Annotated in this window: 21 protein-coding genes; 12 read left to right on the top strand and 9 right to left on the bottom strand. The window is 37.9% G+C overall.

The features are described 5' to 3' along the window. Positions 1 to 337: 337 nt before the first annotated feature. The 3 genes from frr to flxB all read left to right on the top strand — a co-directional run bounded on the left by frr (position 338) and on the right by flxB (position 4181). Positions 338 to 892, top strand: coding sequence for a ribosome recycling factor (gene frr, locus HMPREF9331_RS12370; protein WP_016421231.1), 555 nt, complete (start codon positions 338 to 340; stop codon positions 890 to 892). A 56-nt stretch (positions 893 to 948) separates the two neighbouring features. Then, on the top strand, positions 949 to 3360 hold the full coding sequence (locus tag HMPREF9331_RS12365; RefSeq protein WP_016421230.1) for an alpha-ketoacid dehydrogenase subunit alpha/beta: 2412 nt from the start codon (positions 949 to 951) through the stop codon (positions 3358 to 3360). A gap of 89 nt (positions 3361 to 3449) precedes the next feature. Next, entirely contained in the window at positions 3450 to 4181 is a 732-nt protein-coding gene (flxB, locus tag HMPREF9331_RS12360) for a flexirubin biosynthesis SDR family reductase FlxB (protein WP_016421229.1), read from the top strand. Here the strand turns inward: flxB and rsmA are convergent. The 9 genes from rsmA to HMPREF9331_RS12315 all read right to left on the bottom strand — a co-directional run bounded on the left by rsmA (position 4178) and on the right by HMPREF9331_RS12315 (position 10093). Next, positions 4178 to 4969 carry a 16S rRNA (adenine(1518)-N(6)/adenine(1519)-N(6))-dimethyltransferase RsmA gene (gene rsmA / locus HMPREF9331_RS12355; RefSeq protein WP_016421228.1) on the bottom strand — a complete coding sequence of 264 codons (792 nt, stop codon included), beginning with the start codon at positions 4967 to 4969 and terminating at the stop codon, positions 4178 to 4180. The two genes, flxB and rsmA, sit on opposite strands and share 4 nt — an antisense overlap. A gap of 15 nt (positions 4970 to 4984) precedes the next feature. Further along, on the bottom strand, positions 4985 to 5521 hold the full coding sequence (locus tag HMPREF9331_RS12350; protein WP_016421227.1) for a type II toxin-antitoxin system VapC family toxin: 537 nt from the start codon (positions 5519 to 5521) through the stop codon (positions 4985 to 4987). A 2-nt stretch (positions 5522 to 5523) separates the two neighbouring features. Next, complete coding sequence (locus HMPREF9331_RS12345) at positions 5524 to 5877, bottom strand: STAS-like domain-containing protein (RefSeq protein WP_234945891.1); 354 nt, start codon at positions 5875 to 5877, stop codon at positions 5524 to 5526. A gap of 111 nt (positions 5878 to 5988) precedes the next feature. Next, entirely contained in the window at positions 5989 to 6621 is a 633-nt protein-coding gene (locus tag HMPREF9331_RS12340) for an SCO family protein (protein ID WP_016421225.1), read from the bottom strand. A 71-nt stretch (positions 6622 to 6692) separates the two neighbouring features. Then, entirely contained in the window at positions 6693 to 7445 is a 753-nt protein-coding gene (locus HMPREF9331_RS12335) for an energy transducer TonB (protein WP_016421224.1), read from the bottom strand. Positions 7446 to 7519: 74 nt separating this feature from the next. After that, positions 7520 to 8119 carry a superoxide dismutase gene (locus tag HMPREF9331_RS12330; protein ID WP_016421223.1) on the bottom strand — a complete coding sequence of 200 codons (600 nt, stop codon included), beginning with the start codon at positions 8117 to 8119 and terminating at the stop codon, positions 7520 to 7522. Positions 8120 to 8188: 69 nt separating this feature from the next. After that, on the bottom strand, positions 8189 to 9253 hold the full coding sequence (locus tag HMPREF9331_RS12325; RefSeq protein ID WP_016421222.1) for a beta-ketoacyl synthase N-terminal-like domain-containing protein: 1065 nt from the start codon (positions 9251 to 9253) through the stop codon (positions 8189 to 8191). A gap of 84 nt (positions 9254 to 9337) precedes the next feature. Beyond that, positions 9338 to 9688 carry a 50S ribosomal protein L19 gene (gene rplS / locus HMPREF9331_RS12320; protein WP_009641328.1) on the bottom strand — a complete coding sequence of 117 codons (351 nt, stop codon included), beginning with the start codon at positions 9686 to 9688 and terminating at the stop codon, positions 9338 to 9340. Between the two features lie 81 nt (positions 9689 to 9769). Further along, the gene (locus HMPREF9331_RS12315; RefSeq protein ID WP_016421221.1) at positions 9770 to 10093 is read right to left on the bottom strand and encodes a hypothetical protein; all 324 of its coding nucleotides are present in this window, start codon (positions 10091 to 10093) and stop codon (positions 9770 to 9772) included. A 203-nt stretch (positions 10094 to 10296) separates the two neighbouring features. Here HMPREF9331_RS12315 and HMPREF9331_RS12310 point away from each other — a divergent pair, with 203 nt between their 5' ends. From HMPREF9331_RS12310 to HMPREF9331_RS12270, 9 genes are all read left to right on the top strand, one after another. Next, on the top strand, positions 10297 to 11607 hold the full coding sequence (locus HMPREF9331_RS12310) for a TolC family protein (protein ID WP_016421220.1): 1311 nt from the start codon (positions 10297 to 10299) through the stop codon (positions 11605 to 11607). 267 nt (positions 11608 to 11874) lie between these two features. Beyond that, on the top strand, positions 11875 to 13104 hold the full coding sequence (locus HMPREF9331_RS12305) for an efflux RND transporter periplasmic adaptor subunit (RefSeq protein WP_016421219.1): 1230 nt from the start codon (positions 11875 to 11877) through the stop codon (positions 13102 to 13104). A gap of 7 nt (positions 13105 to 13111) precedes the next feature. Next, positions 13112 to 13861, top strand: a complete 750-nt coding sequence (locus HMPREF9331_RS12300; RefSeq protein ID WP_016421218.1) for an ABC transporter ATP-binding protein — start codon at positions 13112 to 13114, stop codon at positions 13859 to 13861. A gap of 397 nt (positions 13862 to 14258) precedes the next feature. After that, the gene (locus tag HMPREF9331_RS12295; protein WP_234945890.1) at positions 14259 to 16331 is read left to right on the top strand and encodes a C1 family peptidase; all 2073 of its coding nucleotides are present in this window, start codon (positions 14259 to 14261) and stop codon (positions 16329 to 16331) included. Positions 16332 to 16646: 315 nt separating this feature from the next. Beyond that, positions 16647 to 20159 (top strand): hypothetical protein, encoded by a 3513-nt coding sequence (locus HMPREF9331_RS12290; RefSeq protein WP_016421216.1) that lies wholly within the window; start codon positions 16647 to 16649, stop codon positions 20157 to 20159. After that, positions 20159 to 20722 carry a hypothetical protein gene (locus HMPREF9331_RS12285; protein ID WP_144267038.1) on the top strand — a complete coding sequence of 188 codons (564 nt, stop codon included), beginning with the start codon at positions 20159 to 20161 and terminating at the stop codon, positions 20720 to 20722. The genes HMPREF9331_RS12290 and HMPREF9331_RS12285 overlap by 1 nt, the downstream gene beginning before the upstream one ends. Then, positions 20719 to 23202 carry a response regulator gene (locus tag HMPREF9331_RS12280; protein WP_016421214.1) on the top strand — a complete coding sequence of 828 codons (2484 nt, stop codon included), beginning with the start codon at positions 20719 to 20721 and terminating at the stop codon, positions 23200 to 23202. Before HMPREF9331_RS12285 ends, HMPREF9331_RS12280 begins: the two co-directional genes overlap by 4 nt. Then, the gene (locus tag HMPREF9331_RS12275) at positions 23192 to 25207 is read left to right on the top strand and encodes a hypothetical protein (protein WP_016421213.1); all 2016 of its coding nucleotides are present in this window, start codon (positions 23192 to 23194) and stop codon (positions 25205 to 25207) included. Before HMPREF9331_RS12280 ends, HMPREF9331_RS12275 begins: the two co-directional genes overlap by 11 nt. Positions 25208 to 25287: 80 nt before the next feature. Beyond that, positions 25288 to 26592 carry an AAA family ATPase gene (locus HMPREF9331_RS12270; protein WP_016421212.1) on the top strand — a complete coding sequence of 435 codons (1305 nt, stop codon included), beginning with the start codon at positions 25288 to 25290 and terminating at the stop codon, positions 26590 to 26592.

Below are 26592 nucleotides of genomic sequence, written 5' to 3'. Positions count from 1 at the left end.
ATTCACTCCTAATTAACTCTCTTTTAAGGGCTAATTGCCATTAGCCCCTACACCTGCTCATGCTAATTTTTCGTAAACCATTTCTGTTTGACAATAAATGAATTTATTTCGTGTCAAAGGTAATTAAATTTTTTTAATAAACAAACTTTTTCTATATTTTTTCTTTAAATTGGAGGTTTTTTTGTAAATAGCTGAAAACCAAATGTGATTTTAGAGTTTTGAATTTTGAGTTTTAAGTTTTGAGTTTTTTAGGCAAACTAAAAACTAAAAACTGACAACATTTTGATTTTAATTTTGTATCTTTGCCAACTGAAACAAATGAAAAAATAACTTAGATATGAACGAAGAAATAGATCTCATTTTAGAGACTACCAAAGAGGCTATGCAAGATTCTGTAGCGCACTTAGAAAAATCATTACTCAATATCCGTGCTGGCAAGGCATCTCCCCAGATGCTTGGTAGCGTATTTGTGGATTATTATGGCTCACAGACCCCTTTGGCGCAGGTGGCCAATGTAAATACCCCTGATTCACGTACAATCAGTATACAGCCATGGGAGAAGAATATGCTCTCGGTCATAGAAAAAGCTATTATGGTGGCCAATTTGGGCTTTAATCCTATGAACAATGGAGAAGTGATTATCATCAGTGTACCGCCATTGACAGAGGAACGTCGTAAAGAGTTGGTCAAACAAGCCAAAGGCGAAAGTGAAGATGCTAAAATAGGGGTACGTAATGCCCGCCAAGAGGCCAATAAGGAAATCAAAAAAACAGAATCATCCGATGATATAAAGAAAGATGCTGAGGAGCGTGTACAGAGACTTACCGACAAGTATATCAAGCAAATAGATGAGGTACTGGCTAAGAAAGAAGCGGAAATCCTCAAGGTGTGATTGGGGAGAAAGCAGCTTACTGAACATTTTGACTTTCAAAAGAAAACTAATTTTTTATGGATACAACGACCTCTTTTTTACAAAGTATGCCCTCTGAGGATTTAAGACGACAAGTCTTGGAGGATTATATGATAGCCGTTCTCAGCCGCGAGTGTAGTCTTGCAGGACGAAGAGAAGTTCTTACGGGAAAGGCTAAATTTGGTATCTTTGGAGATGGAAAGGAATTGCCACAGATAGCTATGGCACATGCTTTCCGAAAAGGAGATTTCCGTAGTGGTTATTACCGAGACCAGACATTCATGATGGCTATAGGCGAATATACGCCTAAGCAGTTTTTTGCAGGCATCTATGCAGATAATGATGTAACCCACGAACCCCATAGCGGAGGTAGACAAATGGGCGGGCACTTTGCTACCCATAGCCTTGATGAAAAAGGAAACTGGAAGCGATTGGTAGATCAGTATAATACCGCCAGCGATGTATCCTGTACCGCAGGGCAGATCCCACGCCTTGTGGGGCTTGCTCAAGCCTCTAAAATATACCGAAATCTTTCCATTGCCAATAGTGAAGCTTTTTCCAATAATGGGAATGAGGTAGCCTGGGGTACTATAGGAAATGCCAGTACTAGTGAAGGCCTTTTCTTTGAAGCCTTCAATGCGATAGGTGTGATGCAAGTGCCTGTGGTAATGAGTGTGTGGGACGATAACTATGGTATTTCGGTACCTGCCTCTTACCATACGGTAAAGGAAAGTATCTCTGAGGCACTCAAGGGATTCCAGCGTGATGCAAATCATAAGGGCTTTGAGATCTGTACGGTGAAAGGTTGGGATTATCCTACACTTTTGGAGACTTACGCTAGGGCAGGACACCTTGCTCGTACCGAGCATGTCCCCTCTCTTATCCATGTAACTGAACTCACCCAGCCCCAAGGGCACTCCACTTCAGGCTCTCATGAACGCTATAAGTCTCAGGAGCGCTTGGAATGGGAAAAGGAATATGATTGTAATGTACAATTCCGCAAGTGGATTATAGAGGCAGGATTGGCCAGTGAAACTGAATTGCAGGCCATAGAAGCGGAGGCTAAAAGAGAGGTGAAAGAAGCCAGAGAAAAGGCATGGAATGAGTATCAAGCCCCTATCAAAACTGCCAAGCGCGATCTTATCAACCTACTCTATGAGATGGAGAAAGAGTGCTTTAACAGCTTGGAAATCTCCCACTTGAAGGATGCTCTTGCCGAGATAGAAAACCCACTATACCGCGATGTGATTAGTACCGCACGTAAGGTCTTGCGCTATGCCGCAGGCGAGGAGAATACCGCTACAGAAAATCTTAAAAAATGGCTTAGAGAGATGCTCGAAAAGCTACAAGATCGCTATAGCTCACATCTGTATAGTGAGGATGATAAGAATCCGCTTTTTGTTCCCCAAGTAGCCCCCCAATATGCCCCTGATGCTCCAGAGGTAGATGGGCGCATCGTGCTTAGAGATAACTTTGATGCTCTTTTTGCCAAATACCCTAACCTACTTACCTTTGGGGAAGATACAGGAAAGATAGGCGATGTGAATCAAGGCTTGGAAGGCCTACAAGAGAAATATGGAGTAATCCGTATAGATGACACAAGTATTCGTGAATCCTCTATTATAGGACAAGGCGTAGGTATGGCCATGCGAGGGCTAAGACCTATTGCGGAGATCCAGTATCTGGACTATACCCCTTATGCCTTGCAAACCCTTACGGATGATTTGGCTACGCTGAGCTACCGCACTTGTGGTTATCAGAAGGCGCCACTGATCGTACGCACACGCGGCCATCGCTTGGAAGGTATCTGGCACTCAGGTTCGCCTATGGCAGGATTGCTCAACTTCCTTCGTGGGGTGTACTTCTTAGTACCACGCAATATGACTAAGGCCGCGGGCTTTTATAATACCTTGCTACAGGGTAACCAACCAGCTTTTGTAGTGGAATGTCTCAATGGCTATCGTACCAAAGAGCTTTTGCCAAGCAACTTAGGAGAATTTACGACTCCTATAGGGGTAGTGGAGAAAATCCGTGAAGGGCGCGATATAACTGTGGTTTCCTACGGCTCTACCCTACGTATTGTAGAGCAAGCCGCCAAAGAGCTAGACAAAGTAGATATTAGCATAGAGATTATAGATGCGCAATCACTAATTCCTTTTGACATAAATCATGATACGGTCAAGAGTATTCAGAAAACCAACAACCTACTCATCGTAGATGAAGATGTAGAGGGAGGGGCTTCGGCTTATCTGATGCAGGAGATTGTGGAAAAACAAAATGCTTATCGCTATTTGGATAGCAAACCACAGACTCTTACCGCTAAATCGCACCGACCTGCTTATGCCTCCGACGGAGATTACTTCTCCAAACCCAATGTAGAGGACGTATTTGAGAAGGTATATGCGATTATGAATGAGATTAATCCTATTAAATATCCTGAATTTATATAATTATCAATTGTTAATTGTCAATTGTTAATGACTCACTGTTGTAAAAGGAGCATTGACAATTGACAATTAATAATTAACAATTGACCATTATGAAGTGTGCAATTATTACGGGAGGTTCTAGAGGGATAGGGCGTGCTATTTGTGAGCAATTAGCCCAAGATAGTCCCTACCATATACTGATTAACTATCAGAGCAACGAGCAAGCTGCCCAGCAGACACTAGAGCGGGTGCAACAGTTGGGAAGTACAGGTGAGTTGCTTTGTTTTGATGTAACGGATAAAGCGCAAACCGAGCAGGTGCTTTCCCAGTGGCAAGAAGCTCATAAGGAGGCACAGGTGGAGGTGATTGTCAATAATGCGGGTATCACTCGCGATGGACTGTTCATGTGGATGCCCTATGAGGATTGGGACAAGGTGCTAAAGACTACCTTAGATGGTTTCTATCATGTAACCCATTTCTTTTTGCAAAAAATGCTACGCCAGCGCTCAGGACGTATTATCAATGTGGCTTCCGTATCGGGGGTGAAAGGTACCGCAGGGCAGGTGAATTATTCGGCTGCTAAGGGAGCTTTAGTGGCTGCTACCAAAGCCTTGGCACAGGAAGTGGCCAAACGTAATATTACAGTCAATGCTGTAGCTCCTGGTTTTATACAGACGGATATGACGGCTGTACTGGACGAGAAAGAACTGAGCAAACTCATTCCTATGGGACGCTTTGGCAAGGTGCAGGAAGTGGCCGATTTGGTAAGTTTCTTAGCCTCAGAAAAAGCGAGTTATATCACAGGAGAGGTCATACACATCAACGGAGGTATCTATTCCTAAGAATTGGGTGTGCTCAGCCACTGAGTGAGGGTGATAAATTCAGATACGGAGAGCATCTCAGGACGCTTGTCAAAGAGAGGTTCTGCCTTGAGAGCTTCGCGCTCTAGGAGAAAGGACTTGAGGCTGTTGCGTAAGGTCTTGCGGCGCTGGCCAAAGGCTGTCTTAACTACTGAGAAAAACATCTTTTCATCGCAAGCAAGCGTATAATTTTCTTTGCGCTTGAGACGAATGACCCCGCTTTTTACCTTTGGAGGGGGATTAAATACATGTTCTGGTACTGTGAAGAGGTATTCTGTTTCATAAAAAGCCTGTGTAAGCACCGAGAGAATACCGTAAGACTTGCTACCAGGCCCCTCACAGATACGCTCGGCCACTTCTTTTTGGAACATACCCGCAAACTCAGGCACAAAAAAGCGAATCTCCAAGAGCTTAAATACAATCTGAGAAGAGATATTATAGGGGAAATTACCTATAATAGCAAAGGGTGTCTTGTTAAAATAACTGACAATGTCAAACTTTAGAAAGTCTTCGCAGAGGATATGTCCTTTTAGTTTCGGAAAGTAGGCCTGAAGGTAAGCGACCGATTCTTTATCTATCTCAATAACAAATACTTCTGCATCTTTCTCTAAAAGGAATTGGGTAAGTACGCCTGTGCCTGGGCCGATCTCCAATACCTGCTTGTGGCCACAGAGAGAGAGGGTTTGGGCTATTTGTTGGGCAATATTCAGGTCAGTGAGGAAGTGTTGTCCTAAGTGCTTTTTGGGCTGTACGGGGGATTTCTGGGGCATATATTATTTTCTACTTTAAATTTTGACAATGGTAATCCCTTTGTCTATACTATCAAAATCATTATCTGAAGTTACTAAAATCCAATTATTTCTGGCGCAAAGTTCGAGGTAATAAGCATCATTGAAATCAATATGAAAATTCTCCATAATAGGCTCAAGGGCTATTGCATTGAAACTATCGGGGTATCTTTCTGTACAATCCAACTGGTACATAGTTCTTACCAATGATTTTACCTCTGTTAGATTATTCTGAAAATCGGTACTTTGCTTATAATCTCTTTTGTAATCGGCCATATAATTCTGTGTTTGCTCTTTCCACAGATTGTAGCAGAGACGTATAGTTGTATTGGTAAATTCACTAATGATAAGACTGACTAAAGCTATTTGAGAATTATGATGCTCTATTTTTGATAGGAAACTACTTACTTTTCTGTGCTTGTCAGGGTTATTGTTAATGAAAGAATATAAGGAAATCCAGATATTATTGTCAAAGAAATAAGTTTGGTTACTTTTGAACTCAAATTGAGCGTATGGGATAATAGTATTTGGCATTGCTAAAAAGTACTTTTGATAGCTCTTTCAAAAGCTTCAGGATCAGCGATATATTGTTTTGTATATTTTATTACCATATCAAGAAGGACTTTGTTTGTACCTTCTATGTTTTTTAATATCAAATGATTGTTTAGAAAATCACCGTCAAAATCCTTGTAAAGCTCACCAACAGATGCGTGCAGGAAAGCGGGAATCACTATAGTGATGCCTTGGAAGTCTAAAATAACTTTCTTTTCCTTAGTAAGGGCTTGGCTGATAAGTACATATACTTTCTCTCCATCTTCGTAAGTGATGGCCTTGTCATGCTGCAGGATATCCTTTAGGAGCAAATGTATTTCATTTGTCGTTTCAGACATGTAGTCATATACTTCACGCTTTCTTATGGGAGTACCTAAAGTTTCCATGCGAATAAAAATTGAGGGTTAATGTGCTATTAGTAGGCAAAGATAGTAAATATTTGTCATTAATCATTCATCATTGGTCATTAATTTTCGTATATCTTCTATGAGCATAGCGATTCCTTCTTGAGTCATACCATCGTAGAAGAAAATCGGTTTGCCGTTTTCTTTTCGACAGACGATATTTCCTTGGGTATCTACTAAGGCGAAAAGGCCAGAATGTTCAAAATTTTCTGGGGTATTGCCTGCTTTGGCGTAGATGTTGAATCCCTCATTGGCAGTACGATAGATATCCTCTTCTTTTCCTGTAAGCAGGTGCCAATGGGGAGAATGGACGCCTTTCTCTTGAGCATAGGCCTGTAATACTTCGGGGGTATCAGTTTCAGGGTCTATGGAGAAAGAAGCGATACCGATAGCGTTGTCTGGGAAGGCATTCTGCACGGCTACCATGTGAGTAGTCATCACAGGACAGATAGTGGGGCAGGAGGTAAAGAAGAAGTCCGCTACCCATATTTTCCCCTTAAAATCACAATCACAAAAAGGTTGGTTATGCTGGTCTGTAAAGCAAAAAGAGGGGGCTTTTCCTACGACAAATAGTCCATGTGCCTCTCGCTTTCTCAAAGCGTGAATTCCCCATGCACTACCTGCCAAAAGGGCTATGGTAAGACAGATGTATAAAACAGTAGTTATCTTTTTTGCCATGGCTTAAAAAATCAAAAGCGAATAGTGAAAGGCAAGCCCTTCACTATTCACTTATCTGATGAAATTATTACTTAGTTTAGCTTAAATACGATAGGATAAGAGAAGATTACCGCAACGGGTCTTTCACGTTGTTTTCCAGGGATAAGTCTTGGGAGCTTCTCAATCACACGTCGGGCTTCTTTCTCTAAGATTTTATCTTTACCTTGGGTATTGATTACCTCTACATTTCCGTCCTTTTTGATACGGAACTGTACCACAACACGTCCTTGAGAGCCCATTTGCATAGCCGCTTCAGGATATACAAGGGTTTTACTTACAAAAGCATCTAGGGTCTTTTTGAAGCATCTTTCTTGTTCTTCCTTAGGTACATTCTTACATTCCTCGAACATAGGTTTTTGCTCAATAGCGAAGAATTGTACATCGTCCTGAATATCGTCATCTCCTGTACCTGTACCTCCAGGAACCCCTGTGGTACTAATCTTAGGAGGCGCAGCGACAGCTTCGTCTTTTTTCATTTCGTTGGACTGGAACTCGGTTTTTACATCCTCTTTGTCATCTACTTGCTTGATGATATCGGGTGGAATTTCCACTTTTTCAGGTTCGGCAGGTGGTGCGGGAGGAGGTGTATTCTCTTCCATAACCACATCTTGCACATCTTCGGAAAGGTCTACCAGCTTGTCAAATTCTATTTTCTTTTTGCCTTCTTCTACAGATTTGTAGTTAATCGCATAGAGGCTAGCGAAAGTAGCTATGGCAAGCCCGATAGAGAAAAATAAACCTACGCGTTTCTTTAGGTCAACATTAGGGTTTTTTTTGGGTTTCATAGGTGGTTTTTTTAGGAGTTTCGTGTACTAAGTAATAATCAATAACCGTGCCAATTTTCTTTTTTTGCGAAAATTTATTTGTATTGGTTATATAGCTCGCTTACTTTATCCCAATTGATGATATTGAAGAAAGCCTCAATATAGTCGGCACGGCGGTTTTGGTAGTTTAGGTAATAGGCATGTTCCCATACGTCCAATCCTAAGATAGGAGTACCGCACTTGATGTGGGACATAAGAGGATTGTCTTGGTTAGCAGTAGCACAAACGCCTACTTTACCTCCTTTTTCTACCGCAAGCCAAGCCCAGCCTGAGCCAAATTGGGTAGCAGCAGCCTTGGAGAAAGCCTCCTTGAAAGCCTCAAAAGAGCCAAAAGCAGCCTCTATGGCTTTGGAAAGCTCAGCAGAGGGGGTAGTTTTCTTAGCAGAGAGGATTTCCCAGAACAGGTTGTGGTTGTAGTACCCCCCGCCATTATTACGAACGGCCTTGTTCTCAGGGTCTAAGGTTTGCAAAATCTCCTGAATTGTTTTTCCTTCAAGAGGGGTGCCCTTGATAGCATTATTTAGATTATCAGTATAGGCTTTGTGGTGTTTGGTGTAATGAATTTCCATAGTACGCGCATCTATATAAGGCTCTAAGGCATCATAGGCGTAAGGAAGTTGAGGTAATTGAAACATAAAATTTATTTTTTAGTAATAAAGTACAAAAGTATAAAAAAAATCAATACAAGAGGTTAGTGAGACCTGTTATTTTTTTCTTAATAACACCAAACTGTGTTCTTTTCCTAAGTATTGGTTATATAGCAATACATATCGGATCGGGTGTTGTGGCCGTCTTTCGGGATAAGCCTGTAGGATGGCGGGTAATTCGCTGTAGTTGCAAGCACTACAAGCGACATACACCCCTGAGGCAGAGGCAGTAAAGAACTCCCCCATTAAGTGCTTGTAAATGAGTATAGGTGTGGAAGGGAAAAGGCTTTCAAAGGCATCAAAATACGGTTTGTCCTCTTGGTTTTCACCTCGTCCAGAGACCACTAAATCAATATCTGCTAAGTAAAGTCCATTTTGGGAGAGGAAATCGCTGACGAAGGCTTCTACTTTGTTGGGAGTCAAGTGGTAACGTATCTCCACATTGAGCAGTTCTGCAACAGTCTGCTCCGAGTAAGTATCCGAGAGGGCAAAGAAGGTAGCCCCTTCCCCTAAGCGAATCCCGTTGGAGTTGGGTTGCATGATAGGGCAGGGGAGCATTGCCTTGTCCTTGATTATCCCAGCTAATTCGTATAAGTAGGTGGTATGTGGGCTATGCTCATCAATGCCTCCGACCAAGATATGCTGAAGTTGGCCTTGCTCCATGTGCATCTTGGCTTCTAATAGGGCGCTCTCAAAGGAGCAAGCCCCATTGACATATGTCAGGTTCATACCCTTGCACTGCAAGTTGATTGCGATTTGTCCTGCTACTGTGTTGTGAGTGGATTGGATAAAGGCTGTAGGGGTGAGATGTTGTTCCTGATTGTCTAAGAGTGTTTTTAGGAATTTCTCAGAGTCCTGTAGGCAGCCCATGCCTGTGCCTACAAAAATGGCCTGAGGGGTGAGGTGTGCTTGCTTTAAGGCTACAGAGGCAGCAACCATGCCCATTTTTACACTTTTGGACATACGCCTAATGGCAGCGGGGGGAATATAGTCCTTATATGGAGGTTCCATAGCAAAGAGGACAGCCTCCTTGCTGTTTTCGCAGAATTGCATAGGGAAATCCCCTGAAAAAGAAGGCTGGGCGGAGATACACGAGAGGCCATTGATAAAAGTGCTACTCATAGATAAGGTGTTTTTGGGGAGAGGTTTTATAAAAAAAGGCTGTCCAAAGACAACCTTTCTTCATACTTTGTGTAAGCTAAAAAATTATTTTCGTATTTCTTTGATACGAGCTTTCTTACCACGCAATTCACGGTAGTAGTAGATACGTGCACGGCGCACTTTACCGTATTTGTTCACTTCAATCTTTTGGATAGCAGGCATATTGATAGGGAAGATACGCTCTACACCTACCTCACCGGACATTTTACGGATGGTAAAAGTCTCAGTAGCTCCTGTACCACGGCGTTGGATTACCACACCTCTGAAGAACTGAACACGGGATTTTTCTCCTTCCTTGATTTCGTAATACACTGTAATAGTGTCCCCTGTGGAGAATTCAGGGAAATCTTTCTTAGCGATGAAATTGTCTTGTACGTACTTTAATAAAGACTCCATAAAAGTATAAAAATTAAGTATTACCTAAGCAACATACACGTCCCTCGCCAGAGGTTACTTAGCGGGCGCAAAAATACTTATTTATTTTGTATTAGGCAAGTCTTTCTCATAAAATTTTTTATAGTTCTTTTCGGCAGCGGCTATCCACTTATCCCATAAGAGTAATTTGACCACACACCACCAGAGTAGTACAATTCCAAAAATGAATAGCTTGAGTTCAAGAGAACCTTCCTTGTCCCAAAAGCCTAAGAAAGTAACGAATAAAAGAGGGATAGCAACCCAATCCAAAAGAAATAGAAGGGCTTTCTGCTTTATGCGTTTTCTAAAAGCATAAAGAGAGGCAGCAGCTTTTTGATAGAGAGACAAAAAGTTAGCTGTTTCTGTAGTGTTTAATGAGGTTTGCATATTATAATAGATTTGGTTTTAGAAAAGTTTTCCTTGTTTTTTGGGGAGGATGGAATACGAAATCTTATTTCTGTGCAAAGTTAAGAGATAATTTTTAGCAAGCAAAGGAAATTAACTTTTAGTAGTCTGTATATTTTCTCAATTATTATTTCTTTGATTGAAAAAAAATGAGTATTTTTGTGGCTTAAAACCAATTATCGAAAATGAAATACAGAATACTCCTTGCTTCCCTCTTATCCATACCTATGTGGGGGCAACAAAAACTATGGTCATTGGCTGACTGTATCAACTATGCTGTAAATAACAATATAACCGTTAAGAAGACGCAACTGGGACAACAAACGGCTGCTATCAACTTAGATCAGGCCAAGAGTAATCGCTTGCCTGCCGTTAGCGGAAATATCTCGGCCAATGCCAATCATGGTTCAGTGATTAACCAGATTACCAACAATAGGGTGAACCAGACGACCATCACCAATAGTATGGGAGTCAATGCCTCTATGCCACTCTATGAAGGGAACAAACTCAATTTGCAAATAGAGCGTGCTAACCTTGCTCTGGAACAGAACGACCTCTATGTAAAAGAGGCGCAGAATAACATCACCCTGAGTGTATTGGAGGCTTACCTGCAAGCACTTTACCAATATGAGAATATCGCAGTGGCCAAGAATACAGCCCTCTCTTCAGAGGAACAACTCGCTCAAGCACAACAGAAATATGAGAATGGTGCTATAGCGAAGATAGACCTCATAGAGATAGAGACTCAGCATGCTAATAATCAATATAATGTGGTGTTGGCTAAGAACCAATACGAAAACCAAGTGCTAACCCTCAAGCAACTCTTGGAGCTTCCCCCTGGCACGGAATTTGGTATTGAGATTATCCAAAAGGAAGACGTTAGCGCCCCTATAGCTAATAAGGAAGAGGTGTATAGACAGGCCTTGGAGCAGCTGCCAACGACTAAGATATACGAAAAGCAAAAAGAGTTGGCTCAGAAGGATATCCAAATTGCTAAGTCTGGCTTTCTACCATCACTCTCCCTTAGTGGAGGTATCAATACAGGGTATTCGGATAGGGATACCGAGAAATATATGACACAGCTGAAGAATAACTTTGGGCAGACCATAGGACTCTCGCTCAATATTCCTATCTTCTCTCGTTACCAAAACAAGAACAATGTAGCCTTGGCGCGACTCTCTGAATCCCAAGCGGATCTTGACCGTAAGCAGGCCGAGAAGGATCTCTATACCAAGATAGAGACCGCTTGGCACAACGCCACCACACGTCAGGCGCAGGAAGTAGCCTCTAAGAAAGCACGTGATAATGCTAAGTTGGCCTACGAGTTGGCTGAGAAAAAGCATGAGTTTGGCAACCTGACCAATACCGAACTCTTAGTTAGTAGAAACACCTATCTCAATGCTGAACAGACCTATTTGCAGAACAAATATATGGTGTTGCTCTACCAACAATTGTTGAATTTCTATCAAGGAAAAGAGATAACGATTAATGACTAGTTACAAGTGACTAATGACAAGTGACTAGTGACAAGTGACTAGTGACAAGTGACTAATGACAAGTGACTAATGACAAGTGACTAATGACAAGTGACCAATGACAAGTGACCAAAGACAAGTGACTGGTAGGGGCGAATGGCAATTCGCCCTTAGTGATAAAACCCTCGTTGGTGCGAATCATATACTCGCTTGCAGATATTCGGCGACATTGGCTTGTGCCTATTATAGAAAATATTAAAATCCATATTACCATAGAAAAATAAAAGAATGAAGAAAATATTAAGAACAACTATATTTGCCTTATTGCTTGTGGGAGTAGGTTATGGGGTATATCATTTTTTCTTTAAGGAGAAACCAGTGATTATTGTCCTGCAAAAAGAAAAAGTAGAAAAAGGTGATGTAACCACAGAGGTAACCGCCACAGGAAGCGTACAACCAGTAGATGAAATAGAAGTAGGTACGCAGGTATCGGGCTTGGTTAGTAAGATATATGTGGATTACAATTCCCAAGTGAAAAAGGGAGAGCTTATCGCTGAGCTGGACAAAACCAATCTGCAAGAGAATGTCATCAACGCTCAGGCTAATTATAATGCAGCACTGAACGAGGTTTCCTATTACCAGCAGAACTATGATAGGAAGAAAAAAATGTATGACAATCAGATCATTAGCAAGGCGGATTACGAACAAGCCTATTACCAGCTTCATAATGCCAAAGCAGCAGCAACTCAGCGCCTTACGATGCTCAATCAGGCAAAGACCAATCTGGGCTATGCCAATATCTATGCACCTATCGATGGAGTAATCCTCAGCAAGGAAGTAGAAGTAGGGCAAACAGTGGCCGCTTCCATCAGTGCACCGACCCTATTTAAGATTGCCAAGGATATAAAGAAAATGCAGGTAGAGGCCAATGTAGATGAGGCAGATATAGGGCAAGTGAAAGTAGGTCAGCGAGTTATCTTTACCGTAGATGCTTATCCGTTGGAAGAGTTCCAAGGGGTAGTCTCCCAAGTGAGACTTTCACCAACAACAACTTCGAATGTGGTTACCTATACGGTTATTGTAGATGCAGAGAATCCTGAGGAGAAGCTAAAACCAGGTCTTACCGCGACTATTGTCATCTATACCAATGAACTCAAGGGCGTTACCATAGTTAATAATAAGGCAATTAATTTCTCTCCAGACCTTACGCTCTTAGCTGAATATTATGCGCAGAAGGGAATTAATGCCTCTATGCCACAGATGGAGCGTAGCAAGGGAAAGAACAAACATGTATGGGTAGAAAATCTCGATGGTAGTCTCTCACAAAAAGCTATTGTGATAGGCAGTAATGATGGTATCCATGTAGAGGTGGTCAGTGGCATTGGCCAAGGGGAAGAGGTGATAACTTCGCTCAATAGTTTCAATCCTTCGGCTAAGGCAACGGATAATCAACAAGATGGTAGTAGTCCATTTATGCCTAAGCCACCTCATAGAAGACAGAACTCTAAAGCAAAATAGGGGAATCATGGCAAAGACAATCATTGAGATAAATGACCTAAGAAGGGAGTTTAAGATGGGAGGGGAGATCCTACAGGTACTCAAAGGGATTCACTTGAATATCTATGAGGGAGAGTTTGTTACCATCATGGGGCCAAGTGGTTCGGGTAAGTCTACCTTGCTCAACATATTGGGCTGCTTGGACAGACCTACTTCGGGGGATTATATATTGGACGGTATCTCGGTCAAGAATATGTCCAAGAACGAGTTGGCCAATGTTCGTAATACCAAGATAGGCTTTATCTTTCAGGCCTATAACCTTTTGGCGCGTACCTCGGCTATAGAGAATGTAGAGCTACCGCTGATGTATAATCCTAAGATTTCAGCCAAAGAACGCCGTGAGCGAGCCATAGAAGCACTCAAAAGGGTAGGGCTGGAATCGCGCCTGCACCATATGCCCAGTGAACTCTCAGGGGGGCAACAGCAGCGTGTGGCCATCGCGCGTTCGCTAGTGAATGACCCTGTGATCCTCTTGGCCGATGAGGCTACGGGAAACCTTGATACCCGCACCTCCTATGAGGTGATGGAGCTTTTCCAAGAGCTTAATGACAAGGGCAGCACCATAGGCTTTGTTACCCACGAGGACGACATTGCCCGCTTTAGCAAGCGCACCGTGGTACTCAAGGACGGCAATATTATCAAAGATCACCTTATAGAAGATAGGTTCGATGCGAAAGAAGAACTGAGAAAGATAAAATCAGGGTTTAGTGATCAGTAGTTAGTAGTCAGTTTTTAGTTTGTAAGTTATTAGAAATAAGCTGTTTGAGGGGAACCTCAAGCAGCTTTTTGTTATTCAACTCATACGAACTCATACACTTTAAGGTCTGGAAAATATCTAATTTAGCCTTGTAAAATAAAACACTATGTAGCCTATGGGAAAGGGAACGCATACCAACTCATATCATTTTCCAGACAAAAACGTTCTACATTTGCAGTAGATAATCAAACATAATTGCCTATGGGAAAAGAAAGAAAATAACCAAGAATTAAGCAGCTATATATGGCTCATCAAATTTATCATTGATAACCTCTAAATTATTTAGATTATGAAAAAAGAGAAAAATCCTAAACGTGTAACAAAAATATTTATTAATCTTATTAAACTATCAACAACCATGAAAACAATTTTAAAAACAGCCTTAGTGGTGATGATGGCAATTCTTATAGGATGCCAAAAAATAGAGCAAGACAATACGGATAAAGGCCGTACAGAACAACAAGACTCTAAGGACACTAACAACGGTAATAAGGCCGATAAAAATGATAAAGGCAATAAGCCAGATGACCAACAGAGAGTTAAGCCAAACCCTACTCCCTCTTTTGCGACAGGGTGGGTGCCGGTTAAGAAAAACAGCAAATATGCAGGTAATGTACCTATCAGGTTTGATAGAGCGCAAGAGACTAAAATGCGTTTAGAAGGTTTTCCTTATGATACAAAAGAAATGTTGTATTATACGCAATTACAACAAGGTAGTTGCACTTCTTTTGCGGTCTCAATAGCTATTAGCTATCAAGCCAACTTCATGCGACGCCATCTGTCATTTAAAGATGAGAGCTTTTTCCTTTCTCCCTCTTATTTGTATAATGTCCTTAAAGGAATTGGGCCGTGTGAAACAGCAGGAAGCTCTATAGAAGCTTCTTTACAACGAATTTGTGACAAGGGTATTCCTAGAGAGCTTGAGTTTCGTTATGACGCATCGACTTGTAGTGCTATCCCAGACCCCAAAATAGACGAACTGGCTGCTTATACTCGCATAAAATCGTTTGACCCTGTTCAGTTAAGCTTTGATAGCTTTACAGGTGCTCTATCGCAAGGGTATCCGATTATTATAGGAGCCTACTTAAATCAAAAGTTTTTTGATCTTTATAGAGAAGGGGGAGACTATATTTATAGAAAGGAAGATTATGAAGAAGGAGGTGAGATAGTCGGCTCACATGCGATGACAGTAATCGGATTTGATCAAGAAGAAGGCACGATCACACTTATCAACTCGTGGGGTTCAGGAATTGGTTGGAAAAAGACTGGCTATGTAAAGGTTCACAAATCACTTATAGGCAGTATGATTGCCGCCGCTTACTATGTTGATAATAAAAATTTATATGACTATAAGCCCTATGATGATGCCCCCAATCCTCCTGATCCAGCACCTAACGAGATACGTATAGCTACCAATACATCTCACATGATTTTTACTTCTGATAACGGGGAAGTTCAAAAGCAAAGACTAACGATCACCAATAATGGAAGCAGTGTAGTTAATATATCCCCTTATCTTGAAGGGAAAGATAAAGACTATTTCCGATTGGAAAGAAACACAGATATAGTAATATATCCTAACAGTTATGCAACACTAGAGGTAATATATTCTCCTAATAATAAAAAGGGAATTCATACAGCTATACTGGCATTGATCTTTTCCGATCGTGCGCAACGGATAGTTCTTACAGGCGAAACGAAAGATAAAGACGAAGATCGTAAACGAGAGGAAGAACGTAGAAGGGAAGAGGAGACTCGTAAACAAGAGGAAGAACGTAGAAGGGAAGAGGAGACTCGTAGGCGAGAGGAGGAACGTAGAAGGGAAGAGGAGACTCGTAGGCGAGAGGAGGAACGTAGAAGGGAAGAAGAGACTCGTAGGCGAGAGGAAGAACGTAGAAGGGAAGAAGAGACTCGTAGGCGAGAGGAAGAACGTAGAAGGGAAGAGGAGACTCGTAGGCGAGAGGAAGAACGCAGAAGGGAAGAGGAGACTCGTAGGCGAGAGGAAGAACGCAGGAGGGAAGAGGAAACTCGTGCTACATATACTATAAAAGAGGTACCTGCTGCTCAAGACGCTACCATAGAATGCCCTGCTCAAGGCCTACCAACGACTTACTCAGGGAAAAGAAAGATAGCATTACGGGATCTGAGGGTCACAGAGGTTGGAGGTAACTTACGAGTAACAGGTCGTCTTATAAAAGAAGATACAGAACGCTTTACCCAGCGTGGGGAAGTATACATCAAGTATGGTGAGTTCTGTCAGAATAATAAAGAGATAATTGGATTTTATTATTCGGGCGATAGTTCTGTCGATTTAGATTTCTATGTCTCAAAAGCAGAAATAAACAATAAAATATATATACTTACTAAATCTACTGAAAATAAAAACAATCGCTTCTTCACAAATATTATTATAGAATTAGTACGCCGCTAATGATTAAAAGAGGGGGCTGTCCGAAAAGTCTAAAACACTGCTTTTTGAAGTGTAAATAACGCTCAATTTAAATTTTATTTCATTGATAATCAGTTGTTTTTTTGGGTATTGCTGTAGGAGCAAAGTCGCGTAAGTGAGTATGTGAGGTAATTCGCTCTCTAAAGACAAGGCCTTTCGGACACCCTCTCTTTAAAGAAGACAGAAAAAAGACTAATAACAAGTGATAAAAGGAGTAAGTGCTGGTGCTTACTCCTTTTATTTAAAATGGTTAAACCTTTTATTTAAAATGGTTAAAAAAATATTTACGAAAAGATTATGAAAACTCAAGAAAAAAACGTATCTTTGGCAGGATATGACCATACAAAAACAGAAACGATGGAGACTGTAACTAATGTATTTACTGAAAAAGATAATCATTCCTATACAATATGCTTTTTGGGAGGACGTGATGAGAGTATTTTTAGAAAGCGAAAATACAATATTTCCAAAAGAGATATAGAACTATTGGTGAAAAAAATTTATGAGGTGTTCAAAAAATCTAGTGAAATAAAAATATTAAAAATTATTACAAGCGGAACAGGAGGAATCTCAGAAGTTGTAGTAAAGAAGTTTGAAAAATATAGTGATAAACGTGATCTTAGGGAAAAAGGAAAAGAAATACAACTGATAGCAGTCATCACAACAGAAGAAAAGAAGACGCCTATAGGGTATGATTATGTGATTAGAACCGATAATGTAACTGAGCAAATGGAAGCAATGATGAACCTTTCTAATCTTTTTATAGGTTTACCTGGAAGTACTAGCACCAATATCGCTACAGTAGTGGAAACTATTTCTAAGAAAGATAGCAAAGAAAACTTTATAGTGTTACTACATTCTTATTGGTATTCTGTTCCTTTTTGGAAAGGAGAGCTTCCTGTAGAAAAGGTAAAGACTTTGAATAAGGCCTTCCTTTTTAATCAAATATCTCCAAGGCAATATAGCTCAGCAACTTCAAAAACAGCAAGTTTGGAAGGCTTAAAAGAAGATATTTTAGATTGCTTATACATAAATGTCCCTAAAAAAGAACGAAATATAGAATATGATGTACCTATATTGGCTATTGATTTTAACTATGTTATTGAAGAAGAAAAAGAAGTTAAAATCTTTTCAATTTCTTATGAAACAGAAAGTTATATAAATACTTCTTTAGAATATTTCAACTATTTAAATGATTCGAAATATAAGGAAAATACGCACTTTGCAAGGGAAGAGGAAGTATATGCAGTAACTATTTTACCTAATGGAAAACATCGTCGACTAGAACATCTACATTATTATCCAGAAAAAACTCATACTAGTGTTTCTGAATACAGATTAGAACGGCTTAAAAACGGATCACAGCTATCAGGGAAAGATAAGATCTTTGAAAAATTTGCAAAATTTCTAGATAAGAAACAATATGGGCAGACGCTTCTATGGAGATGTAAATCTTTTGGAGCAGGGCTTAACAAATTAAGATTTTCTATCTTTATTTTATTTAATCAGCAATTGCCTGAGACAAAGATAAATGTTATTAAGTTACATGTAGAAAATTTTATTTCTCAATTCTCTTCCTCAAAAACAGCTGAAGTAATTGGAGAAAAGAACAATAAAATAGAAGAAAGTAATAGGGAATTACTAAATATAAATAAGAAATTAGAAGAGAGTAAAAAAAATGTTGAAGAACAGGCAAGAAAGGCTGCTTATGCACAGGTATTTATTAGGAATCTCTCTCATAATATTATCTCACACGTACTCGTTCATTTGCAGAAGGGAGAGGATTTCTCCTTTAATAAATTAAAAAGCCATATACAGAAACCTAATACTTATCAAGGTAGTTTCCAGCTTCCTTGGGAAGAAAAACAAAGGGGAATAACCCCTATAGAGCAGCAAGAACAATTAGCAGTGTTTTTTAGGTATATTTCTAATCGTTGTTTTTACCTCAATGAGGCAGTTTATGGAATAACTAATACGGTAGCAGAGAAAAGAGTATATGGAGAACTTTTTAAACAGTTAGATGAAAACCGTATTTTGCTTAATTATATATCGGGGATAGACAATTTTAAATATCAAATACATTTTATTAAAGAGACAGAAGAAGGATATGAAATCTTTGATGAGAAAAATGATATTTCTATTATGTTACCAGGAGGAACTATAGGACAACAAGCTTTTTATAATATTATAGAAAACATCATTCGAAATACAGCTAAACATAATGTGATAGGAATGCAAGATTGTGTACATTTTGTAGTTAAGTTTTCTAATTCAAAGTCATTGAAGAAATATTACGAAGTAGAAATTTTTGACTCTATTGTACAGACAAACTCGAGAAGATTAAAAAGTAAATTAAATAACATGTTACTTAAGTCTGCTTTTAATATGAATAATAATCAATTGCGTTCTTATGGTTTAGGACAGTTAGAAATGAAAGCAGCCGGAGCATTTTTGCAACAAGAAGATATAGCTAAAATAGGAGAATTTTCAGAAAAAACACTCAAGGAATATAAAAAAACAGGAAAAAATGTAGTGGAAATTTTTCAAGAACACAACCTTACTTTCTTGCATGCTTTTACTACAAATCAAGTTTATGATGAGGCTCTTCAAAACCTTAGAGAAACAGAAAATAGATATTTAGGCTATCGTTTTTACGTAAGAAAACCTGAAAAATACGCCTTTGTGTTTAAAGAAGATTATTTCTTAGAAGAAAAAAATAAAAAATCCTTAGAAAGTTATGGAATAAGTTTTTTAGCAGCAGAAGGATTTAAAAAAAGTATAGAAGAAGGGCAAGTATATAGTTATGAATTTATATTTTTACAAGAAGGAGCTCAGGATAAATTAGGGGAATTAGGAGAATGTTTTTACAAAACACATAATGATAAACAAACTAATAGAAAGGAAAGAATAGAGATACTATCTCTACTTCCAGAGAGACTGATGCTCATAGAAAAAGACTTTGTAAAGAAACTAATAGATTCAAAAGATATAGAAGATTTTGAAAAAAAGGTATGGGAACGGTGGGAAGGAAAGGAAGATGAGGAAATAGATGAAAATACAACAAAAGTTAATCAAAATATATGCCAAGATATAATAAGAGAGACAGATATAGAAAATGGATTTGATTATGATGAATGTAGACAAGTGGTCTTCTTTAACCATTTGAATAATTATCGTACCTGGGAAAGACTGACTGAAGGTGTAAATACCTCTTTGGTAACTATAGAACCATTATCAAGTGCAGCACAACGGAAATTACCAGGGTTTAAAAATGATTTAGAAGAATATGTAGAAGAGGCAAGAAAGTCTCCTATATGTCAAAAATTAGTAGAAGCCTATTTCAACAAAGTAATCGTAATAGATGAGCGTATCCAAAGAGCTGCAGAAAGTATTTATCCTGCAAAAGATGGCCAAGGGGTGAAAGAAGCTGAGATTTTTAATTATATAAATGTACTCATTCCTAAAAAAGAAGAAATAGATTTGGCGAAAGAACATTTTTCAAACGATGATAAAAATGCAATTATAGCATATATAGATAATATAAAAAAAGCAGAGTTTTTAGTAATTCACTATGGAATCTTAGAGCGGATTTATAACAATGACACTAATAGGACAGAAGCTATTAATAAGCAATTGAACAAATGGGTAAAAGTAACACGGGTTATAGTTACTTCAGGAAGAGGAAGACAAACCTTAGAGCACCTTCCCTTATCGGTAAATTACCTGAATATCTCTTCCTTATTATATGCTTTTGTGGAAAATAGAAATAAATATTCAATTAATTATATATTAAACCAATCAAGAAGATAATGGAAAAGTTAATCGTTTTTACTAATAAGAGAAGTATAAAAAATTTTATGCCCGAAGATAGAGAACGGAATAAAGTAGAGTTCAAAGAAATAAAAGAATTAGAAAACAAAGGGGTAATGGCACTTAGAGGAAATGTTTTGATTTCTGACTATAATAAAGAAGATGTTCTCTTTTTAGCAAGTGATATGATAGATCAGCAGTCATTCAAGAAATTTTATAATAATATAAAGGAAGACGAGGATGATATCTATATACTTTATCATCTTAATGATCATGGTAATAAATTTGATCATGAAAGTATTCTCTTTGATATTGATGAGAAGAGAAAAAAAGTGGGACAGCATGTAGGAAGGGATAGAACCTATGATGTTTTTGCCCAAAAAATATCAAGCTTTTTAATAGAAAGAGGAGTAAATGGAAGAGAATGGAAAGCAGATGGGCTCGCCTATACTCAAGACCAAATTGCAGATATCATAGAAGCTATTTTCTATGAAGGAGAAACAGAAAAGACAAAAAGAGCAGAGAAAGAATTCCTTGAAAGTATTAAAAATAAAAAAGAATGAATATATTTTTTGTAGGGAAACCTGATTTTATTTTTTTAGAAGGAGAAGCAGTCACCTTTTCGAGTGCCTCTCCTTTGGAGATTATAGAGGAGGTACAGTGTTTGCAGGAGCCTCCAAAGCTCTTCTGTATCTATATAGATTATAAGCCAGAGTTATCTCAGCATGCAGGTATAGAGGTGCTTAAGCGACTACGCTTGCACCACTATCACCAGCATTGTGTACTCTTTTCTTTCTATTCGAGAGAAGAACTTTTGCTAAAGGACACAAGAAATCTAATACTCTATTCGCAAGGAGTAACTTATTATCAGCTATCAACATCTTTTGATATAAAAAGTATTGATTTCGAAGCATTATCCCAACAACAAGTATACGAGGATTTGAGTTCTTTCTTTAAAATAGAAAACTATCTACCCGATAATCGACATATTTTTGCCAATTGGTGGGGAGTCTATACCCTTTGGCAAATGCATAAGGTTATGGAAGAGAGGCTCAAGAATCAAGCTCACTATACTCTAGAACCAACAATAGAGACATTTTTTAAGAGAACAGATAAACTATGGAAACAATATAACAGTATAGAAGGACAGATTGCACAATACCTAAACCCTATTGATAAAGACGATATTATAAAAGAGTTAGAAGAATATCAAAGGGAAAATAAAGAAGAAGATATCACTAATATATGGGAAGAGTTTAAAGAAAAACCTCCTATAATTATTTATGTAGATGATCAAGCAGAGGAAGGCTGGTCGGATATATTTCAAAAAATTATTTATGGAGAAAAAAATGAGTATTTTAGAACAATAGTCCCCAACAAAAATATAGAAGGAGAAGCATTCGTAGAAGAGGTAGTAAATAAAATAATAGAAACAAGAGATGAGTTGTTCAAAATTATAGAAGAAAGAAAATTATATGGAGACAAAAATATTTACCAAACAATTCTTTTGATCCTAGATATACGCCTTAGAGCAGAAGATGAAGAGATACCTCTGGAAGAAATCTCTGGAATACAAATACTTAAGATTCTTAAGGAAGAGGATTTTCCTTGTCCAATACTTGTCACAACGGCTTCTAACAAATGGAAATTGTACCATAACATACATAAATTTGGAGCGCTTGCTTATTGGCAAAAGAAAGGACTGGACGAACAAAATGACCCCAAATCTCTGTTGAATAACTATATAGATCTTGTGCGAATAATATATCACTTGGCTATAAAGAATAAACATATTCGCTTTGTTTATAGTAAATTTGTACCCCTATATAAAGTATACAAAAAACATGAGGATGTCTTTTGGTGGGAAACAGCATTTTGGATTAGAGAGAAAAAGCCGACAAAAGCTCCAATAAATAATAAAAAAACCTGTAATGATCTTTCCTCTCTAAAGGAAATTCTCAATATAGATATAGAAGGAGATGATATAAAAAAAGAAATGGTAAAGCGGGAAGATATTTGGGAGGTAATTAAAGAATCCATAAAGTTATATCTTGATTTTATACGAATGGAGATTGTAGAAAATGATTATAAAGAAGACTTATCTAAAGCATATAATAGTCTTATTGTAATTTATTTGTACAGAGTATTCGAAGTTATTTATTATACAGAAAAAGAGAGTAAGGATGCTGACAAGTTGAAGATAATGTCTCCTAAAGAAAAGTATAAGAAAACTGATGAAAATAAATCACAATACTCACAAAATATAATAAATAACAGAAATATAGCAACCCATTATAAAAATATAGAAATAGAAATTTTACAGGTTTTTATTTCTTCTATTTTCAATTTGTTGAGTAATAGGGATATAGATAAGAATATAGGAGATAAAGATGAATATGAATGGAATAAAAATTTTATATATATAGGAGCCGTTTCAGAAATAAAAGAAAACACAATTATAATAACTACTCCTGTGTTGAAAAGTGAGTTCGAGGTTGATAAAAACAATGAAAAATTAAAGGGAATAAAGGATGAAGAACTAAAAAACAAAAAGATATATTTTAAAATAGAAGAAATAGAATGTAGCGATTCTATAAATGATGGAGGAAAAGAATTAGTAGCTAAAATATTAGCTGTTGAAAATAAAGAGGTTGATAATATAATAAAAGAAGAGGCTGTAGTAAATATGAATATAGATATAGGTAAGGAATATGATGATACCATAGAATATAAAGGACAAATTAAAAGATTTGATGGCAAAAGAAGATGTATTATATTACAGTGTTCTGATTTGGACTTGAAAAGAATAGAAAAGGATATAGGAATCAAAATTAAAGGAGAAAATGCGATAAGACATATAATGAGTAAAAATGTAATAAGTAATGCTGATGGCGTAAATATTTATGAATATGGTATAACTTTTTGCAAAACAATGGAATTAAGAAAAGATGGAACACAAGTAACGTTTACTATTTGCAAAAAACAATCGAATTCAAATATATTAGAGGTCAAAATCGATAAAAAGTATTGGAATGATAAATAGAAAAATTTTATTATGCTTTAATAAGTATAAAGAAAAGGATGAGATAGAAAACTATTTTCAAAATAGTTTTTTCTCAAAAGATAGGATAGGAGCGATAGACTTTGTGTATGATTGGCCTTCTTTTGAAAAGAAACGAGAGGCTATAAAAAGTAGTGAATATGCTGCTTTAGTAGTACTCTGTCAGCTTACTTGGCAAGATGGACAAGGAAAGCTACATGAGGCGAAGGAACATTGGGGAGTGAGATTGGTACAAAGAGAAATATGCTTGAATAGAGAGATAGATATTCCTGTACTATTCCTTTCTTTTTTGCCAAAAAAGGATATAATCGACAGCTATCCCGATATGCAAATTATTTCCTTATATACCTTAGGATATCATTTTATTCAACTTTCAACAACAGGGCCAAGTAATGCAGATTTGGAAGCTTTCTATAAGATGGAGCGAGTGTTGCCTCTTGAGAAAGAAGATGCTTATCAGTTTGCTAATCCAAAGGGAATGTTAGCGCTTATTAGGCATGATGTAAAACAGGAAAAGATTAAATATTATAGAAAATGGCTTGAACAGATCTTGCAAACCGCCGCTGAAAGTACTGAGAAAAAACAGCTACTTGAACTATTGGATAGTGCCACTGAAGAAGAAATTAGGAATATCTGTACCGAAGCAGAAAAACTCTTTACCGATGCTATACTTTCTCTTCCAAAGGAAAACACAGCTACTGATAAGCAAAAGCCTCATGTACTCATTTTAGAAGATGATGAAAATATTCTAAAAGAATTTAAAGTGGAGGCTAAGGATAAAATAATACTGACCCATCACACCAATACAGTAGAGGCCTTAGCTGAGATAAAAGCAGATACTAATAATACTTATAAGGTAGTGATTGTGGATTTTCGCATTTGGGATAATCCTTCTGCTGCTCTTTCTCAGCGCACGATGACCCAACCTCAGGGCTACCGTTTTATAGAGAAGGTGGTTGCTATGGGGCATTACTGTGTATTTATAGCACTTTCAGAGCTTCCCAGAATGTTCCAGCATCGGATCTCCAGCCTTAGCCCTATACTGATTGTTCCTGAGAATAAGCAATTGGTGCTCTCGACAGCAGAACAGCGTGCCAATTTTATCCAGAAACTCCACTATTGGGCGGCCGATACCGAAGAAAGACTTAAGGTCAATGCCTTTGGAAGTGAAAAACTCTTTGAGTTTTATAAGTGGCTTTTGATGCGGAAAGAAGCGCTTGAAAAGATAGATAAAGGAGCTATAAAGCTTATAAATAGTTTTAAAAATGAAATAAACAATAATACAACCTCTAATGTATATAAAGCTCCAACTACAATAGGAATATTAAATAAAATAACAGGATATAAAGAAGAATGGAATAATATATATGAAGGATATCCTAATGATGTATATATAAAAGAATGGATAGGAAAAATTTTTGATAGAATAAAAAATAAAGGAATGTTAGATGGAAATACTAAAATAAATATTAGAGGGAAGTTAGAAGGGGTGGTAAAAAGAGGGAGTGAAAGAGAAAAAAACATATTTAATAAAATAGAAGCATTAATAATAGGAAAAAATATCCAATCTAAAATAGATGATGTATATAATCAATTAGAAGATAAAGAAAGATCATCTATTTTCAATGAATTAAAAAATGAAATGAGGATATTGAACTTTATAAAGGATGAAGATACTTTTATAGATAAACTAATTGTACGTCGTTTTGCTATTTATTTATATTATTGGATAGAAAAAGAATTTTCAGAAGAGGATTTGATAAGAAAACATAAAATAGCAGCAGTTAATTATTTTTTGATAAAGTATAAGTTTGATAAAAATGAAACCTATAAAAAACCTGATAATAGAATTACCAGTAAATGCTTACGCTTAACCGCAAATACAGGTAGAAGAACTATAAATAACCTACAAGATATAGCCCTTACTTTTGAAGAACGAATATTCTTTAGAAATAATGTACCTGACTTATACAATAAAATAAAATAATTGCGATCCGAATAGCTCATACCAACTCATACCCCTATCGGCTAAGAAAAACGTAACTTGCATTCCAAAAGAACCACACTATGGAAATGCAAAATATAGATACCCAAATCAAAGAACTGCTCCTTACGAATACTTCCTTGGACTTTCCTTTTGTAAAGCGTACCTTGGAGGGATTACCTAATAAGAGCGAGGCACTTAAAAAGAACCTCCAACAGAAACTGGAACAGCACCTCTTGGGCTTTGCCGAGGAAGTGAGTAAGCTACAAGGGACTGACCGCTATCAGCAATGTTGCCAGCAGGCCAAGGCTTATCTGAAGAATTGGATGACCTATATAGAGGAGGTGCCCCTCTCTCAGATAAAGAAATTGTGCAAGCGTACGCACTTGTCTTTCTTAGATATAGGAGAGGATTTTATCACTCCTACGACCCTATATGCTTATGCTCAAAAATATGTAAAAGGCCAAGATGCCTACCTTAAGAAGCTTTCCTTATGTCTCTATACCCACTATAAGCGACTACGCACTTCGGATCTTTCGTTGCCTAAAGCGAATCTCTTGGCCTATGGGCCTACAGGGGTCGGTAAGACCTATAGTGTACAGGTACTGGCCGATGTATTGGGCAGTGAGTTCGGTGTTATTAATTGCAATTCTGTCGTACAAGAAGGAATCGTAGGTGCTTCCCTGACGGATGTATTTGCAGAGATTTACCAGCGAACCGGCCAAAACCTTGCGGCAGTAGAACAATCAGTTATCCTCTTCGATGAGTTTGACAAACTCTTCTATAGTGGTACTTATAATGATAGAATTATCAATGAATTGCTCAATCTTATTGATGACAATGGCAAGGCCACTTTTTCCACTTCTTACTATAATAGTAAGGTCAGTCATACTATTTCTACTAAGAAAATACTATTCCTTTTTACAGGTGTTTTTGATCAACTCAATAAAGCAAGAATAAATGGGTTTGTGTCACCAGAGACAAAGACAGGCAAAAAGGAAGGCACTTTCTATGATAAGGCCACTCGTGAGGATTTCCTCAAGGTTATCAAAAAACGAGAGATACTGGGGCGTATCAATGATTTTGTAGCCCTTAAGCCTATTACTCCTGCTATATTAAAAGAAATTTTATTGGGTGATTCCTCTCCCTTGCGCAGCTATGAGCATTTTTTCAAACTGCATAATACTACCCTAAAGGTAGAGGAAAAAGCCATACAGAAATTAGCCTCCTATGCTGCCGATAAGCAGTTGGGTGTTAGAGGGCTCAACAGCCTGCTTTGGGAAATTCTCCAACAGGATATGCAACAGGTGCAAATCCCTACAGAGACTACAGAGAGCAGAAAACTCTGTATCGATCTACCTTACTTAAAGAAAAGAATAAACCATTAA

The sequence above is a fragment of the Capnocytophaga granulosa ATCC 51502 genome (assembly GCF_000411115.1).
Lineage (GTDB): Bacteria > Bacteroidota > Bacteroidia > Flavobacteriales > Flavobacteriaceae > Capnocytophaga > Capnocytophaga granulosa.
The sequence above is the reverse complement of the archived record's forward strand: the minus strand, read 5'-3'. Positions and strand labels throughout refer to the sequence as shown.